This window comes from Mesorhizobium sp. J18 (assembly GCF_007829525.1).
Lineage (GTDB): Bacteria > Pseudomonadota > Alphaproteobacteria > Rhizobiales > Rhizobiaceae > VLJP01.
This window is the reverse complement of the sequence record NZ_VLJP01000034.1, coordinates 1-14,776: the sequence shown is the minus strand read 5'-3', so window position 1 is coordinate 14,776 and position 14,776 is coordinate 1. Positions and strand designations below refer to the sequence as shown.

14 protein-coding genes are annotated in these 14,776 nt (G+C 62.5%); 12 read left to right on the top strand and 2 right to left on the bottom strand.

Going from position 1 to position 14,776, the window contains the following annotated elements:
- Positions 1-46: 46 nt before the first annotated feature.
- Positions 47-988, bottom strand: a complete 942-nt coding sequence (gene fabD / locus L598_RS13080) for an ACP S-malonyltransferase (protein WP_144863070.1) — start codon at positions 986-988, stop codon at positions 47-49.
- Positions 989-1,245: 257 nt separating this feature from the next.
- Between fabD and L598_RS13075 the strand changes: the two genes are divergently transcribed.
- The 12 genes from L598_RS13075 (at position 1,246) to L598_RS13020 (ending at position 13,577) form a co-directional block, all read left to right on the top strand.
- Positions 1,246-2,172: an ABC transporter ATP-binding protein gene (locus L598_RS13075; RefSeq protein ID WP_144863068.1), complete on the top strand. Its 927-nt coding sequence runs from the start codon at positions 1,246-1,248 to the stop codon at positions 2,170-2,172.
- Positions 2,169-2,930, top strand: coding sequence for an ABC transporter permease (locus tag L598_RS13070; protein ID WP_144863066.1), 762 nt, complete (start codon positions 2,169-2,171; stop codon positions 2,928-2,930). The genes L598_RS13075 and L598_RS13070 overlap by 4 nt, the downstream gene beginning before the upstream one ends.
- Before the next feature lie 300 nt (positions 2,931-3,230).
- Complete coding sequence (gene rpsF, locus L598_RS13065; protein WP_144863064.1) at positions 3,231-3,689, top strand: 30S ribosomal protein S6; 459 nt, start codon at positions 3,231-3,233, stop codon at positions 3,687-3,689.
- Positions 3,689-3,937, top strand: coding sequence for a 30S ribosomal protein S18 (gene rpsR / locus L598_RS13060; RefSeq protein WP_019170551.1), 249 nt, complete (start codon positions 3,689-3,691; stop codon positions 3,935-3,937). Before rpsF ends, rpsR begins: the two co-directional genes overlap by 1 nt.
- 209 nt (positions 3,938-4,146) lie before the next feature.
- Entirely contained in the window at positions 4,147-4,770 is a 624-nt protein-coding gene (gene rplI / locus L598_RS13055; RefSeq protein ID WP_144863062.1) for a 50S ribosomal protein L9, read from the top strand.
- A 126-nt stretch (positions 4,771-4,896) separates the two neighbouring features.
- Positions 4,897-6,150, top strand: coding sequence for a cyclopropane-fatty-acyl-phospholipid synthase family protein (locus L598_RS13050; RefSeq protein WP_144863060.1), 1,254 nt, complete (start codon positions 4,897-4,899; stop codon positions 6,148-6,150).
- Positions 6,151-6,409: 259 nt separating this feature from the next.
- A complete protein-coding gene (locus tag L598_RS13045; protein WP_144863058.1) occupies positions 6,410-7,900 on the top strand; it encodes a replicative DNA helicase in 1,491 nt (496 codons plus the stop codon).
- A gap of 4 nt (positions 7,901-7,904) precedes the next feature.
- A complete protein-coding gene (gene alr, locus L598_RS13040; protein WP_246658749.1) occupies positions 7,905-9,077 on the top strand; it encodes an alanine racemase in 1,173 nt (390 codons plus the stop codon).
- Between the two features lie 84 nt (positions 9,078-9,161).
- A complete protein-coding gene (gene radA / locus L598_RS13035; protein WP_144863054.1) occupies positions 9,162-10,556 on the top strand; it encodes a DNA repair protein RadA in 1,395 nt (464 codons plus the stop codon).
- A gap of 55 nt (positions 10,557-10,611) precedes the next feature.
- Positions 10,612-11,160 carry a CvpA family protein gene (locus tag L598_RS13030; RefSeq protein WP_144863052.1) on the top strand — a complete coding sequence of 183 codons (549 nt, stop codon included), beginning with the start codon at positions 10,612-10,614 and terminating at the stop codon, positions 11,158-11,160.
- Between the two features lie 46 nt (positions 11,161-11,206).
- On the top strand, positions 11,207-12,679 hold the full coding sequence (purF, locus tag L598_RS13025) for an amidophosphoribosyltransferase (RefSeq protein WP_144863050.1): 1,473 nt from the start codon (positions 11,207-11,209) through the stop codon (positions 12,677-12,679).
- 151 nt (positions 12,680-12,830) lie between these two features.
- Positions 12,831-13,577 (top strand): SDR family NAD(P)-dependent oxidoreductase, encoded by a 747-nt coding sequence (locus L598_RS13020; RefSeq protein WP_144863048.1) that lies wholly within the window; start codon positions 12,831-12,833, stop codon positions 13,575-13,577.
- A gap of 50 nt (positions 13,578-13,627) precedes the next feature.
- Here the strand turns inward: L598_RS13020 and L598_RS13015 are convergent, their stop codons facing one another.
- Positions 13,628-14,632: an LLM class flavin-dependent oxidoreductase gene (locus L598_RS13015; protein WP_144863335.1), complete on the bottom strand. Its 1,005-nt coding sequence runs from the start codon at positions 14,630-14,632 to the stop codon at positions 13,628-13,630.
- Positions 14,633-14,776: the final 144 nt, after the last annotated feature.

The following is a 14,776-nucleotide window of genomic DNA, read 5'->3' as shown; positions in this document are numbered from 1 at the left end:
CAGATGGCTGTGCCCTCCCTTGGCAAGGGAGAGGTGGTTGCTTTCGTCAGCCAAGCGCGGCCAGCGCCGCCTCGACATCGGCCGGCGTACCGATATTGGCCGTCGCGATCTCGCGGTTGATGCGGCGCGCCAGACCGCTCAATACCTTGCCGGCACCGACTTCGTACAATGTACCGACGCCGTTCGCCCCGAACCACTCGACGGTCTCGCGCCAGCGGACGCGGCCCGTCACCTGCTCGACCAGCCGGGCAGTAATCTCGTCGGGGTCGCTAAGCGGGCTGACGCTGACATTGGCGATGACCGGCACCGCCGGCGCTTTCTTCGCCACTCCCGCCAGTGCCTCCCGCATCGCCTCGGCAGCCGGAGCCATCAGGGCGGAATGGAAAGGCGCCGAGACGGGAAGCATCATAGCGCGCTTGGCTCCCCTTTCGGTGCACAGCCGCGCCGCATGTTCGACCGCCGGCTTGGCGCCGGATATGACAAGCTGGCCGCCGCCATTGTCGTTGGCGACCTGGCAGACGGAGCCCCGGCCGGCTTCCGCGCAGGCGGCTTCCACATCCGCCTGCTCCAGACCGATGATGGCGGCCATTGCCCCCTCGCCCACTGGCACGGCCTGCTGCATTGCGTTGCCGCGGATGCGCAGAAGCCGCGCGGTATCGGCAATGGAGAACATGCCTGCGGCGCAGAGCGCCGAATATTCGCCGAGGGAATGGCCGGCTACATAGGCAACCTTGTCCTTGAGCGAGAAGCCGCCGGCCTCCAGCGCGCGCAGGGCAGCAAGCGAAACCGCCATCAGGGCAGGCTGCGCATTGGCGGTCAGCGTCAGCGTCTCTTCCGGACCTTCCCATATGATCGCGGACAGTTTCTGCGACAGCGCCTCATCGACTTCCTCGAAGACGGCGCGCGCCTCGGGAAAGGCTTCCGCCAAATCGCGGCCCATGCCGACGGCCTGGCTGCCCTGCCCCGGAAATGTGAATGCAATGCCCATCGGGCGGCTTCTCCCGCTTTCCTGCTTTTTTGTGAAACCCTCGTGACGCAACAGGGTCCGCTTCGTCAAGCCCGTCACACCGCCGCCATTGCGATTTCCCGCTGTCGCGGCAATTCATGTCAGGAATAGGCGGCAGGAAGAACCCGCCTATGGCAAGTCGGCGATCATGGTCCTATATGACGGCGGTCGCAAATCACGCCTCACCGACGCTGCCCGCGCGGCATGTTCCAGGGCATCCATTTCAAGCAGCCGTTTTCATGCAGCCCATCATCTCCATATCGAAGCTCTCGAAGACCTATGATACGGGCTTTACGGCCCTGCGCGGCGTGGAGCTCGAAATCCGCCGCGGTGAGATCCTGGCGCTTCTCGGCCCGAACGGTGCCGGCAAGACGACCATGATCTCCATCATCTGCGGGCTTGTGAATCCGTCTTCGGGAACGGTGACCGTGGACGGGCACGACATCATCACGGACTATCGTGCGGCCCGCTCGCTGATCGGCCTGGTGCCGCAGGAACTGCATACCGAGAGCTTCGAGACCGTCTGGGACACGGTGAGCTTCAGCCGCGGGCTTTTCGGCAAGAAGCCCAATCCGGCGCTCATAGAAAGCGTGCTCAGGGATCTTTCCCTTTACGACAAGAAGGACAGTCAGATCATGACGCTCTCGGGCGGCATGAAGCGACGGGTCATGATCGCCAAGGCCCTGGCGCATGAACCGGCCATCTTGTTCCTCGACGAACCGACGGCTGGCGTCGACGTGGAGCTGCGCAAGGATATGTGGCAGCTCGTCCGCCGCCTTCGCGCCGCCGGCACCACCATCATCCTGACCACCCACTACATCGAGGAAGCCGAGGAGATCGCCGACCGCGTCGGCGTCATCAACAAGGGCGAGCTTCTTCTGGTGGAGGAAAAGACCGAACTGATGCGCAAGCTGGGCCAAAAGCAGCTCATGCTGGAGCTTCGGGAGCCGGTGAAGGAGCTACCGGCCGCGCTTGCGCGCTACAACCTCTCGCTCGACGACGAAGGCAGCCAGCTTGTCTATCTCTATGATTCGCAGGCGGCGCGCACCGGCATCACCTCGCTTCTCGCCGACCTCAACAAGTCGGGCATTACCGTCAAGGACCTGAACACCCGGCAGAGTTCGCTTGAAGACATTTTCGTCAGTCTCGTGAGGGAAAGACAGTGAATTTCCAGGCCGTGAAGGCAATCTATTTCTTCGAGATGGCGCGCATGCGGCGCACGCTTCTACAAAGCGTAATCTCGCCCGTCCTGTCCACCTCGCTTTATTTTATAGTCTTCGGCGCCGCCATCGGCTCGCGCATCGAGGAAGTCGGCGGCGTGTCCTACGGCGCCTTCATCGTGCCCGGACTGATGATGCTGACGCTTTTGCAGAACAGCATCGCCAATGCCTCTTTCGGCATCTATTTCCCGAAATTCATCGGCACGATCTACGAGGTCATGTCGGCCCCCATCTCATTCCTGGAGATCGTGCTCGGCTATGTCGGCGCGGCGGCGACCAAATCGCTCATCCTCGGCGTCATCATCCTGGCAACGGCCGGCATTTTCGTCCCGTTCCACATCGCGCATCCCTTCTGGATGCTGTTCTTCCTGGTGATGACAGCGGTAACATTCAGCCTGTTCGGCTTCATCATCGGCATCTGGGCGGACAATTTCGAGAAGCTGCAGCTCATCCCGATGCTCATCGTCACGCCGCTCGTCTTTCTCGGCGGCAGCTTCTATTCGATCGAGATGCTGCCGCCCTTCTGGCAGACGGTGACCCACTTCAATCCGGTGCTCTATCTCATCAGCGGCTTCCGTTGGAGCTTCTACGAGACGGCCGATGTCAGCGTCAGCATCAGCATCGCCATGATCACCTTCTTCCTGGCGATCTGCTTGACGCTGGTCTGGTGGATCTTCAGGTCCGGCTACCGGCTCAAGACGTGACGGGTCTTTGAGGCGGCGTCTCGATCGATTCGCGCTGCGGCAAGATGCGCGGCCGAAAAGCTTGCTTTCTGGCCAAAAGCCTGTATAGACGCGGCCTGTTCCGCCGGTCCCAGTTGGGGGCTGAACGGAGGGCCAGTTGCCGCACGGCGATTGTTGCGAAGCCAGAAGGTCTTCCGCCTCCCGTGTCTCCGCTCTCGACCGTCTCTCGAACGCGCCTTTCTTCACCCGAATAGGGAAAGACAAGGTCGTTGAGGCTTTAGCCGCTGAGGCCGGAAGAACGAAACGAAGAAAGGCAAGACAATGGCTCTATATGAACATGTGTTTCTTGCCCGGCAGGATCTGTCGCAGCAGCAGGTCGATGCGCTCCTTGAGCAGTACAAGGGCGTCATCGAGGAAGGCGGCGGCAAGGTTGGCCGGGTCGAGAACTGGGGGTTGAAGTCCCTCGCCTACCGCATCAAGAAGAACCGAAAGGCTTACTTCACGCTGATGGACATCGACGCTCCGGCAGAGGTCGTCAAGGAGGTCGAGCGCCAGATGGGTCTGTCGGAAGACATCCTGCGCTTCATGACCATCCGCGTCGAGCAGCACGAGGAAGGCCCGTCGGCCATGATGCAGAAGCGCGACGACCGCCCGGACCGCGGACCGCGTCGTGACTTTCGCGACGGCGGACGTGATCGGGACCGTGGCGACCGTGATCGCGGAGATCGTGACGACCGTGGCCCGCGCCGCCCTCGCGAGTCGAATGAGGGAGACGAATAATGGTCGATATCAACCAGATCCCGACGCGCCGGCCCTTCCATCGCCGCCGCAAGACCTGCCCGTTCTCCGGCGCCAATGCGCCGAAGATCGACTACAAGGACGTGCGTCTCCTGCAGCGCTACATTTCCGAGCGTGGCAAGATCGTGCCTTCGCGCATTACGGCCGTCAGCCAGAAGAAGCAGCGTGAACTCGCCAAGGCGATCAAGCGTGCGCGCTTCCTCGGCCTTCTGCCCTATGTGGTGAAGTAGGGAATACCGGATGCGGGCGGCCAGCCGCCCGCTCCCGCCATCCGCGACGGGCGTGGATCAGGCGTATCGAAATCCCGGGTTGGGTGCGTTCCTGACGGACCCTAACTGCCGCGACAGGCAGGACAGCGACCTAGAAGGCTCTGTGAGTCGTCCGCTTCCTCGCCTGTTCCGTAACCACCGCCGCCTTGCGGCATGAAAGGAACATGAAGATGGAAGTCATTCTTCTCGAACGCATTTCCCGTCTCGGCCAAATGGGCGACACGGTGAAGGTCAAGGACGGGTACGCCCGCAATTTCCTCCTGCCGCAGGGCAAGGCGCTGCGCGCCAACGAGGCCAACAAGAAAAAGTTCGAATCCCAGCGCACCGAGCTCGAGGCGCGTAACCTGGAGCGCAAGACGGAAGCCCAGGCCGTCGCCGAGAAGCTCGACGGCATGAGCTTCATCGCCGTTCGCTCGGCTGCCGAGACAGGCCAGCTCTATGGTTCGGTCTCAACGCGCGACATTGCAGAGCTCCTGGCCGAGCAAGGCTTCAAGGTCGGACGCAACCAGATCGAGCTCAACCAGCCGATCAAGGCCATCGGCCTTACCAATGTCGCCATCGCGCTCCATCCCGAGGTCGAGGTTACGATCACGCTCAACGTGGCCCGCTCGACGGAAGAAGCCGAGCGCCAGGCGCGCGGTGAGACGCTTGATTCGGCCGAGGCCATCTATGGCGAAGACATCAACGACACCGCCCGCCCCGAGGCTTTCTTCGATCCAGACGCCGATCTCGACGAGCTCGAGGAAAACCAGCCGGCAGAAAGCGGACAGGAAGAAAGCTCCGAAAGCGCCTGAGCGGATTGTTCAAAGCGCAACAAATTGTGACCGGGCGACACAGCCCGGTCTTTTTTTCGCCTCTTTTCTTTCGCGTACTATTTGTTACATACTGAAAAACTCCCAGTCTTACGGGGGTTTTTCGATATGAACTGGTTGCTGAAAAAAGTTGTTTCCCGCCTGATCCATACCGGGTCGCTGAAGATCACGGACCCGGGCGGTCAGGTGCACCATTTCGGTAACGGCTCCGGGCAGCCGATTCATCTCATCATCCGTTCCTCGCGCGCCGAATGGGCCATTGCCCGCAATCCGTGGCTGGCCGTTCCCGAAGCCTATATGAACAGCGAGATGGATTTCGCGGAAGGCGACGTCATTGCGCTTCTGCATCTCGTCTACGACAATTTGAACAAGGCAGAGACCCAGCCTTTCCTGTTCCGGCTGAGCGAAAGCCTCGGCTTCCTGTTCCGGCGACTGCAGCAGATCAATACAGCCGGCCGCTCAAGGCAGAATGTCCATCATCATTACGACCTTTCCGGCGACCTCTACCGGCTCTTTCTCGACGAGGACATGCAGTATTCCTGCGCCTATTTCGAGAATCCCTCGGTCAGCCTGGAAGAGGCGCAGCGTGCCAAGAAACGCCATATAGCGGCCAAACTCGATCTGAGGCCGGGGCAGAAAGTGCTCGACATCGGCTGCGGATGGGGTGGTTTGGGTCTTTACATAGCGCAGCAGTTCGACGCGAGCGTGCTCGGCGTAACACTCTCCGACGAGCAGCATGCGGTTGCCAATCGCCGCGCCCGTGAGAGCGGAATGGAGGGGAAGGCCCGCTTCGAGATCACCGACTACCGCGCGCTCACCGGGCCATTTGACCGAATCGTGTCGGTCGGCATGTTCGAGCATGTCGGCATAAATCACTACCAGACCTTCTTCGACAAATGCGCAAGACTGCTCGCCGATGACGGCGTGATGCTGCTCCACACCATCGGCCGCACGTCCGGCCCCGGCGTCACCGCTGCCTTCATCCGCAAATACATATTCCCGGGCGGCTATATCCCTGCCCTTTCGGAGGTGGTGCCGGCAATCGAGCGGGCGGGCCTGATCGTGACCGACGTGGAGATCCTGCGGCTCCACTATGCCGAGACGCTGAAGGCCTGGCGCGAACGGTTCATGCAGAACCGCGCCAAGGCCGTCGAAATCTATGACGAGCGATTCGCGCGCATGTGGGAATTCTATCTCGCCGGCTCGGAAGCCTCCTTCCGCTGGCAGGACATGGTCAACTTCCAGATCCAGATCACGAAGCGCAACGATGTCCTGCCGATAACGCGCGACTATATGGACGAGACCGAAAAGGCGCTGAAGGCGGGAGCGCCCCGGCACGCCTTCCCGGACGCGGCAGAATAGGAATATAATCAGAAAATCCGTGATTCGGTGTCAAGCGAAAGCTTGTGCCCGTTGGTGGGTTTGAGCACGCGAATTGATTGCGGCTTGGCTCTCCCGGTGAATCAGTGTGGATAGCGGGCACACCTTCTGAAGTGGATGAATCTTCATCCAAAGGGTAATGCGTAATCGGGAATATGCGGCTACGACATGTACGGGTTTGGGTGCCGGGGTGTTGTTCCTCGTTGGTCCGGCCAAACGATAGAACGGGTGAAGAACCGGCATGGCTGACGCAGTCCGCAAACTCAGTGCGGCGGAAACGCCGCTTTATCGCGAAGCGCCGAACAATATCGAAGCCGAGCAGGCCCTGCTCGGCGCCATACTCGTCAACAATGATGCCTTCTATCGCGTCTCCGACTTCCTGAAACCGTCGCATTTCTACGAGCCGCTGCATCGCAAGATCTTCGAGGTGGCGGGCGAACTGATCCGGATGGGCAAGACGGCCAATCCGGTCACCATCAAGACCTTCCTGCCGGCCGACGAGAAGATCGGCGAGATGACCGTGGCGCAATATCTGGCGCGGCTTGCCGCAGAGGCAGTGACGGTCATCAACGCAGCCGATTATGGCCGGGCGATCTATGATCTCGCCATTCGCCGCGCGCTCATCACCGTGGGCGAGGACATGGTCAATATCGCCTATGACGCGCCGGTGGACATGTCGCCGGCCGACCAGATCGAGGATGCCGAGCGGCGGCTTTTCGAACTGGCGGAAACGGGCCGCTATGACGGCGGCTTCGAGAGCTTCTCGGATGCCATCAAGACAGCCGTGGATATGGCCAATGCCGCCTTCATGCGCGATGGCCATCTCTCCGGCATCGCCACCGGCCTGCGCGATCTGGACCGGCGCATGGGCGGGTTGCAGCCATCGGACCTGATCGTGCTCGCCGGTCGTCCCGGCATGGGCAAGACATCTCTCGCCACCAACATCGCCTTCAACATCGCCGAGGCTTACAAGCCCGCACAGCAGGCGGACGGCTCTTTCAAGGCGGCGAATGGCGGCGTCGTCGGCTTCTTCTCGCTCGAAATGTCGTCGGAGCAGCTCGCCACGCGCATCATTTCCGAGCAGACCGAAATCCCCTCCTCCAAGATCCGCCGCGGCGAGATCAGCGAGATGGATTTCGAAAAGCTGGTCGCCTGTTCCCAGACCATGCAGAAGATACCGCTCTTCATCGACCAGACCGGCGGCATCTCGATCGCCCAGCTTGCCGCACGCGCGCGGCGGTTGAAGCGTCAGCGCGGCCTCGACGTCATCGTCATCGACTATATTCAGCTCATGACGGGCACTTCGGCGCGCGCGGCGCAGAATCGCGTGCAGGAGATCACCGAGATCACCACCGGCCTCAAGGCTCTGGCGAAGGAGCTTGGCGTGCCGATCATCGCGCTCTCGCAGCTTTCGCGCCAGGTCGAGAGCCGCGACGACAAGCGCCCGCAGCTTTCGGACCTGCGCGAATCCGGCTCCATCGAGCAGGACGCCGACGTCGTTCTCTTCGTCTATCGTGAGGAATACTATCTCAAGAACCGCGAGCCGAAGCCCGGTACCGAGGAATACATCAAGTGGGAGATGGAGATGAACGAGGCCCGCGGCAAGGCCGAGGTCATCGTCGCCAAGCAGCGCCATGGTCCCACGGGCACGGTCCAGCTCGGCTTCCAGGGCGAGTTCACCCGCTTCTTCGACCTGGCGGAGGACAGCCACCTGCCGGAACGCTTCGAGTAGCGCCTTGCCCGATGAACCTTCCCCCACCGTTTCCTCCGGCATCGAGCTCCCGCTCGCTGGCGGAAGGCTGACGATCGACCTCGGTGCACTGGTCGCCAATTACCGGCTGCTTGCGCAGCTTTCGGCTCCCGCACAGGCGTTGGCCGTCGTGAAGGCCGATGCCTATGGCCTCGGCATCGAGCCGGTCGTGAACGCTTTGTGGAATGCCGGATGCAGACGCTTCTTCGTCGCCTTGCCCGAGGAAGGTTTCAGGGTGCGCAAGGCAGCGCCCGAGGCCGGGATCATGGTGTTGAGCGGGCTTTTCGGCGTCGATGCGGCAGCGGCTTTCGTGGAGGCCCGGCTCATTCCGGTCCTGAACTCGCAAACCGACATAGCCATATGGGAGGCGCATGGCTGGGACGGGGATGTGCCGCGGCCATGCGTGATCCATGTCGACACCGGCATGAACCGGCTTGGCCTGACGCTTGAAGCGGCGCGGGCGTTTGCGGAAGAAAATGCACTCACCCGCGCATTGACGCCCGTCATGATAATGAGCCATCTGGCCTGCGGCGATGATTCAGGCCATCCGATGAACCGGCGGCAACTCGAATTATTTCAAGAGCTTCGCGCCATTTTCCCAGGCATCGAATCAAGTCTGGCGAACTCTGCCGGTGTTTTCCTCACCAAGGATTTCCATTTCGAGGCCACGCGGCCCGGCATTGCCCTTTACGGTGGGAACCCGTCGGCCGCAGGAAACAATCCCATGCGCCCCGTGGTGACGGCGGAGGCCCGAATCCTGCAGGTACGTCAGGCGAAAACCGGCACCGCGGTAAGCTATGGAGCATCGCAGATATTGACACGGGACAGCCTGATCGCCATTGCCTCCGTCGGTTATGCAGACGGCTATCATCGTTCGGCATCAGGCGCGGGCGTTCCTCTGCGGCACGGCGGGACGCGTGGTGCCGCCGGCTTCCTTCATGGAAGACGGGTGCCGGTCGTCGGCCGCGTGACCATGGACCTTACCATGTTCGATGTGACGGAACTCGGTCCCGGAGCCGTCGGTCCGGGTGATTTCATCGAGATCTTCGGGCCGAACATGCCGATAGACGACGTGGCCAAGGCTGCCGGCACGATCTCCTACGAGCTTCTGACCAGCATCGGGCGGAGATATCACCGGACCTATGTGGGGACGGCGTGATAGTCATGATTTCAGGCACTCTCGCTCTACGTTGCCCCCGCGAAGGATACAGCGGTTTCAATCTTTCTGCCCTTCCAGCCGCCCATGGCTAAATCCCGCATCCAGTTCGTCTGCCAGAATTGCGGCACGGTGCATTCGCGCTGGGCCGGCAAATGCGACGCCTGCGGCGAATGGAACACGCTCATCGAGGAAGGCACTTCCGGCGGCATCGGCGCCGGCCCGCAAAGCCTGCGCAAGGCGCGGCCAGGTCGTGCCGTCGCGCTGACCACGCTTTCGGGCGAGATCGAGGATGCGCCGCGCATCGCCACCGGCATTGGCGAACTGGATCGCGCGACCGGCGGCGGTTTCGTGCGCGGCTCTGCCTTGCTGGTCGGCGGTGATCCGGGCATTGGCAAATCCACTCTCCTCACGCAGGCGGCCGCGGCGCTGGCTTTGAAAGGGCATCGCGTCGTCTATGTCTCCGGCGAGGAAGCGGTGGCGCAGATCAGGCTGAGGGCGCAGCGCCTCGGCGCTGCCGACACCCCGGTGGAGCTTGCCGCCGAAACCAATGTGGAGGACATCCTTGCCACACTGGCCGACGGCAGGCGCCCCGATCTCCTGATTCTCGATTCCATCCAGACCCTGTGGACCGACCTTGCCGATTCGGCCCCCGGCACGGTCACGCAGGTGCGCGCCGCCGCCCAGGCGATGATCCGCTATGCGAAATCCACAGGCGCGGCGGTGGTGCTTGTCGGTCACGTCACCAAGGAAGGGCAGATCGCCGGCCCCCGCGTGGTGGAGCATATGGTCGACGGCGTGCTTTATTTCGAAGGCGAAGGCGGCCATCACTACCGCATCCTGCGCACCGTGAAGAACCGCTTCGGCCCGACCGACGAGATCGGCGTTTTCGAGATGGGAGACAAGGGCTTGCGGGAGGTTTCGAATCCTTCGGAGCTGTTTCTCGGCGAGCGCAGCCTGAAGGCGCCGGGCGCAGCGGTCTTTGCCGGTATCGAGGGCACGCGGCCGGTGCTGGTGGAGATACAGGCGCTGGTCGCGCCCTCTCCGCTCGGCACGCCGCGCCGTGCGGTCGTGGGATGGGATTCGGCGCGGCTTTCCATGGTTCTGGCCGTGCTCGAGGCCCATTGCGGCGTGCGTTTCGCCACCCATGACGTCTATCTCAACGTGGCCGGCGSCTACCGCATAACCGAGCCGGCGGCCGATCTCGCGGTCGCGGCGGCGCTGGTCTCCTCCCTCACCGGTCTTGCCCTGCCCGCCGATTGCGTCTATTTCGGCGAAATCAGCCTTTCCGGTGCCATACGGCCGGTCGCCCATGCGGCGCAGCGGCTCAAGGAGGCGGAGAAGCTGGGTTTTGGTCAGGCGGTCATGCCGCGGTCGGCAGAGGATACGAATGGCGCAATCGCGGCAAGAGCCTATCAGCCGGAAGCCGTCGCCGATCTCGTCGCGCGCATCGCGGGCTCGCGCCCTCGAAGCGGGGACTGATGCCGATGCACCGGGGGACGGCCTGGTTTCGATCCTAGAGGAGTAAGGGGCGCCAATGCCGATCACGCTGCTTGACGGAATTCTCGTCGGGTTCACCCTCGTTTCGGCGGTTCTGGCCATGGTGCGAGGCTTCTCTCGGGAAGTCCTGTCGATCGCCTCATGGGCTGCGGCGGCGGTGGCGGCCTATTTCTTTCACCCGCTGGTGTTGCCTTACGTTCAACCCTATATAGACAATAGCACGCTGGCGCTGGCGGCGGCGGCGGCAATCATCTTTTTCATCGCCCTTATCCTGGTGACGGTGATAACGATGAAGATCGCCGACTTCATCATCGACAGCCGGGTTGGCGCGCTCGACCGTACGCTGGGCTTCATCTACGGCGCGGCGCGCGGCATATTGGTGGTGGCGGTGGCGCTTCTGTTCCTCAACTGGCTTCTGGGCTCGAACCCGCCGACCTGGATCACCGAAGCCAAGTCGCGGCCGCTTCTCGACGGAGTCGGGCAATGGGTGGAAGGCTTGCTGCCGGACGATCCGGAGAATTCGATCCTCGACCGCATCTCGCCCGACGAGGTGCCGACGCAGGAAGAAGGCCAGACGAACAACTAGAACCGGCAGTCCGGGACGCGGTGTCATTTAGAAGAGGCGGCCAGCAATGGCACAGGAAGACAATCTCCCGTTAGCGGGCGAAGCCGATGATCATTTCCACGACGAATGCGGCGTGTTCGGCATATTCGGCCGACAGGACGCCGCAGCGATCGTCACCCTCGGCCTGCACGCGCTCCAGCATCGCGGGCAGGAAGCCGCGGGCATCGTCTCCTTCGACGGCAGCCAGTTCCATGTCGAGCGGCATATCGGCCTCATCGGAGACACCTTCACCAAGCAATCCGTTCTCGACCGGCTCAAAGGCTCCCGCGCCATCGGCCATACGCGCTATGCGACCACCGGCGGCTCGGGCCTGCGCAATGTCCAGCCCTTCTTCGCCGAGCTTGCCGATGGCGGGCTCGCCGTCGCGCATAACGGCAACATCACAAATGCGATGACCGTGCAGCGGCGGTTGCAGAAGGAAGGTTCGATCTTCTCCTCGACTTCCGACACCGAGACGATCATGCATCTGGTCGCGACCAGCAAGGAGCGCGACATCAATTCCCGCTTCATCGATGCGGTGCGCCAGCTCGAAGGGGCCTTCTCCCTCGTGGCTCTCACCTCGAAGAAGATGATCGGCTGCCGCGATCCGCTCGGCATCCGGCCGCTGGTGCTCGGCGACCTCGACGGCTCCTATATCCTCGCCTCCGAGACCGTCGCCCTCGACATTATCGGCGCCCGCTTCGTGCGCGACCTGCTGCCGGGCGAGATTGTCGTCATCACCAGCAAGGGCGTCGAAAGCTTTTTCCCCTTCGAGAAGCAGAAGCCTCGCTTCTGCATATTCGAATATGTCTATTTCGCCCGCCCCGATTCCTCGGTGGAAGGCCGCAACGTCTATGAGGTGCGCAAGGCGATCGGCGCCGAGCTCGCCCGCGAGAACCCTGTGGATGCCGATATCGTGGTCCCGGTTCCTGATTCGGGCACGCCGGCTGCGATCGGCTTCGCGCAGGCCTCCAACCTGCCTTTCGAGCTTGGCATCATCCGCAACCATTATGTCGGCCGCACCTTCATTCAGCCGACGGACTCGATCCGCCATATGGGCGTCAAGCTCAAGCACAATGCCAATCGCCGCTCCATCGAGGGCAAGCGCGTTGTCCTGGTGGATGATTCCATCGTGCGCGGCACGACAAGCCAGAAGATCGTGCAGATGGTGCGCGAGGCCGGCGCAAAGGAGGTGCATATGCGCATCGCATCGCCGCCCACCCGTGCCTCCTGCTTCTACGGCGTCGACACGCCGGAGACGGCAAAGCTGCTCGCCTCGCGCATGAGCGTGGAGGACATGGCCGAATTCATCCGCGTGGATTCCCTCGGATTCCTCTCCATCGACGGCCTCTATCGCGCGGTCGGCGAGGCGCAGCGCAACAATGAGCAGCCGCAATATTGCGACGCCTGCTTCACAAAGGACTATCCGACCCGGCTGACCGATCACGAAGGTGCCGACAATGTGCGCACATTGTCATTGTTGGCCGCCGGCGGGCAATAAACAACGGGAGTGGAGCCCGAGCCACCGCTCCCCCCTCTTTGCGATATCTCAGCGCGGCAATCCGGCACGAGAAGGCGCGGCAGGGTTTCGCTGGCAGTAAAATCGTCCTATCTGGTGTGCTCCTGCCGTCCCATATCGACTGGATTGACCCATGACCTCCTCTCTCGACCTTTCCGGACGCATAGCCCTGGTCACTGGCGCGTCGCGCGGCATCGGCTATTTCCTGGCGAAGGAATTGGCCGCCTGCGGCGCTCATGTGGTGGCTGTTGCACGCACCGTCGGCGGCCTGGAAGAACTCGATGACGAGATCAAGGCTGCGGGCGGCGAAGCTACCCTAGTGCCGCTCGATCTTGCCGACATGGCAGGCATCGACCGGCTGGGCGGCGCGATCCATGAGCGCTGGGGCAAGCTCGATATTCTCTATGCCAATGCCGGCATACTCGGCGTTGTCGCGCCGATCGGCCATGTCGAGGCGAAGGTTTTCGAGAAGGTGATGACGATCAACGTCACCTCGACCTGGCGGCTGATCCGGTCGGTCGATCCGTTACTGCGCCTGTCGGATGCCGGACGTGCAGTCGTCGTTTCATCCGGCGCCGCCCATTCGGCCAAAGCTTTCTGGGCTCCCTATGCAGCCTCCAAGGCGGCGGTGGAGGCCCTGGTGCGCTCCTGGGCGAATGAAACCAGAAACATGCCGCTTCGGGTCAATGCAGCCAATCCCGGCCCGACCCGGACGGCCATGAGGGCGCAAGCAATGCCGGGCGAGGATCCCGAGACGCTTCCGCATCCCTCCGAGATAGCGGCAAAATTCCTGCGGCTCGCAAGCCCCGATCTCAAGGAGACCGGGCTTATCTTCGATGCGCCGCAGGATCGCTTCCTGACCTATCAGATGCCGGCCTGACGGCGGCTGAAGCCTCAAAGGGGCTGTTTCTTCACGGCCGGGGTGCTGGATTACGACAGAGTCGCATTCAGCTCGCGCGCCGCTTCCGACAGGATTTCAAAAGAGCGCAGCCGCGCCTTGTGGTCGTAGATATTGGCCGTGACGATCAGCTCGTCGGCGCCTGTCCGCTCGGCAAATTCCTTCACGCCCGCCTTCACCGTCTCCGGTGAACCGATGACGGAGCAGGAAAGCGCCTGATCGACCATGGCTTTCGCCATCGGCTCAAGCGTCTCGTAATAGCCGGCTTTCGGCGGCGGCAGCTTGCCGGGACGGCCTGTCCGCAGATTGACGAAGGATTGCTGAACGGAGGTGAAAAGCAGGCGTGCTTCCTCGTCCGTTTCGGCCGCAAATACATTCAGCCCTAGCATCACATAGGGACGATCCAACTGCTCCGACGGCTCGAAACGGCTGCGATAGACCTCGACCGCCTGCTCCATGGCCGCCGGCGCGAAATGCGAGGCGAAGGAATAGGGAAGTCCCAGCATGGCTGCGAGCTGCGCGCCAAAAAGGCTGGATCCCAGGATCCAGACTGGCACCTCAAGGCCCGCTCCCGGCACGGCCTGCACCGGTTGACCGGGTTGGACCGGCTTGAAATAGCCCATCAATTCCACAACATCGCGCGGAAAGCCGTCGGCCTCGGTGGCGAGGTTACGGCGCAATGCTCGCGCGGCGGGCATGTCCGTTCCGGGCGCGCGGCCGAGACCGAGTTCGATCCGGCCGGGAAAGAGAGATGCCAGCGTGCCGAACTGTTCGGCCACGACAAGCGGGGCATGGTTGGGCAGCATGATGCCGCCTGCGCCAAGTTTCAGGGTGTTCGTGGCCGCCGCGACATGGCCTATCACGACGGCCGTGGCCGCGCTGGCAACCCCCGGCATGTTGTGGTGCTCGGCGAACCAGTAGCGGTTGTAGCCCCATTGCTCGGCATGCCGGGCAAGGTCGACGGAGTTGCGGAGCGCGGCGCCGGCATCGCTGCCTTCGGGCACCGGGGCGAGATCAAGTATGGAGAGCGGAATCATGGTCCGCAACATATAGGCATTGTCCACCCGGAGAGAAGGCACTGCTTTGCAGCCGGTTCGCTTCCCATTCCCCTCTGCCTGCATCACGGGGATAAATCCGCTGCCCTCTCCGCGCCAAGCCATTGTCTCCCTTCACCATTCACC

What these genes read in the sequence shown, in the direction of transcription:
- rpsR (WP_019170551.1), top strand. Translation starts at nt 3,689, where the DNA reads ATGGTCGATATCAACCAGATCCCGACGCGCCGGCCCTTCCATCGCCGC.
- L598_RS13020 (WP_144863048.1), top strand. Translation starts at nt 12,831, where the DNA reads ATGACCTCCTCTCTCGACCTTTCCGGACGCATAGCCCTGGTCACTGGC.
- purF (WP_144863050.1), top strand. Translation starts at nt 11,207, where the DNA reads ATGGCACAGGAAGACAATCTCCCGTTAGCGGGCGAAGCCGATGATCAT.
- rpsF (WP_144863064.1), top strand. Translation starts at nt 3,231, where the DNA reads ATGGCTCTATATGAACATGTGTTTCTTGCCCGGCAGGATCTGTCGCAG.
- fabD (WP_144863070.1), bottom strand. Translation starts at nt 988, where the DNA reads ATGGGCATTGCATTCACATTTCCGGGGCAGGGCAGCCAGGCCGTCGGC.
- L598_RS13015 (WP_144863335.1), bottom strand. Translation starts at nt 14,632, where the DNA reads ATGATTCCGCTCTCCATACTTGATCTCGCCCCGGTGCCCGAAGGCAGC.
- L598_RS13045 (WP_144863058.1), top strand. Translation starts at nt 6,410, where the DNA reads ATGGCTGACGCAGTCCGCAAACTCAGTGCGGCGGAAACGCCGCTTTAT.
- L598_RS13030 (WP_144863052.1), top strand. Translation starts at nt 10,612, where the DNA reads ATGCCGATCACGCTGCTTGACGGAATTCTCGTCGGGTTCACCCTCGTT.
- L598_RS13075 (WP_144863068.1), top strand. Translation starts at nt 1,246, where the DNA reads ATGCAGCCCATCATCTCCATATCGAAGCTCTCGAAGACCTATGATACG.
- L598_RS13050 (WP_144863060.1), top strand. Translation starts at nt 4,897, where the DNA reads ATGAACTGGTTGCTGAAAAAAGTTGTTTCCCGCCTGATCCATACCGGG.
- rplI (WP_144863062.1), top strand. Translation starts at nt 4,147, where the DNA reads ATGGAAGTCATTCTTCTCGAACGCATTTCCCGTCTCGGCCAAATGGGC.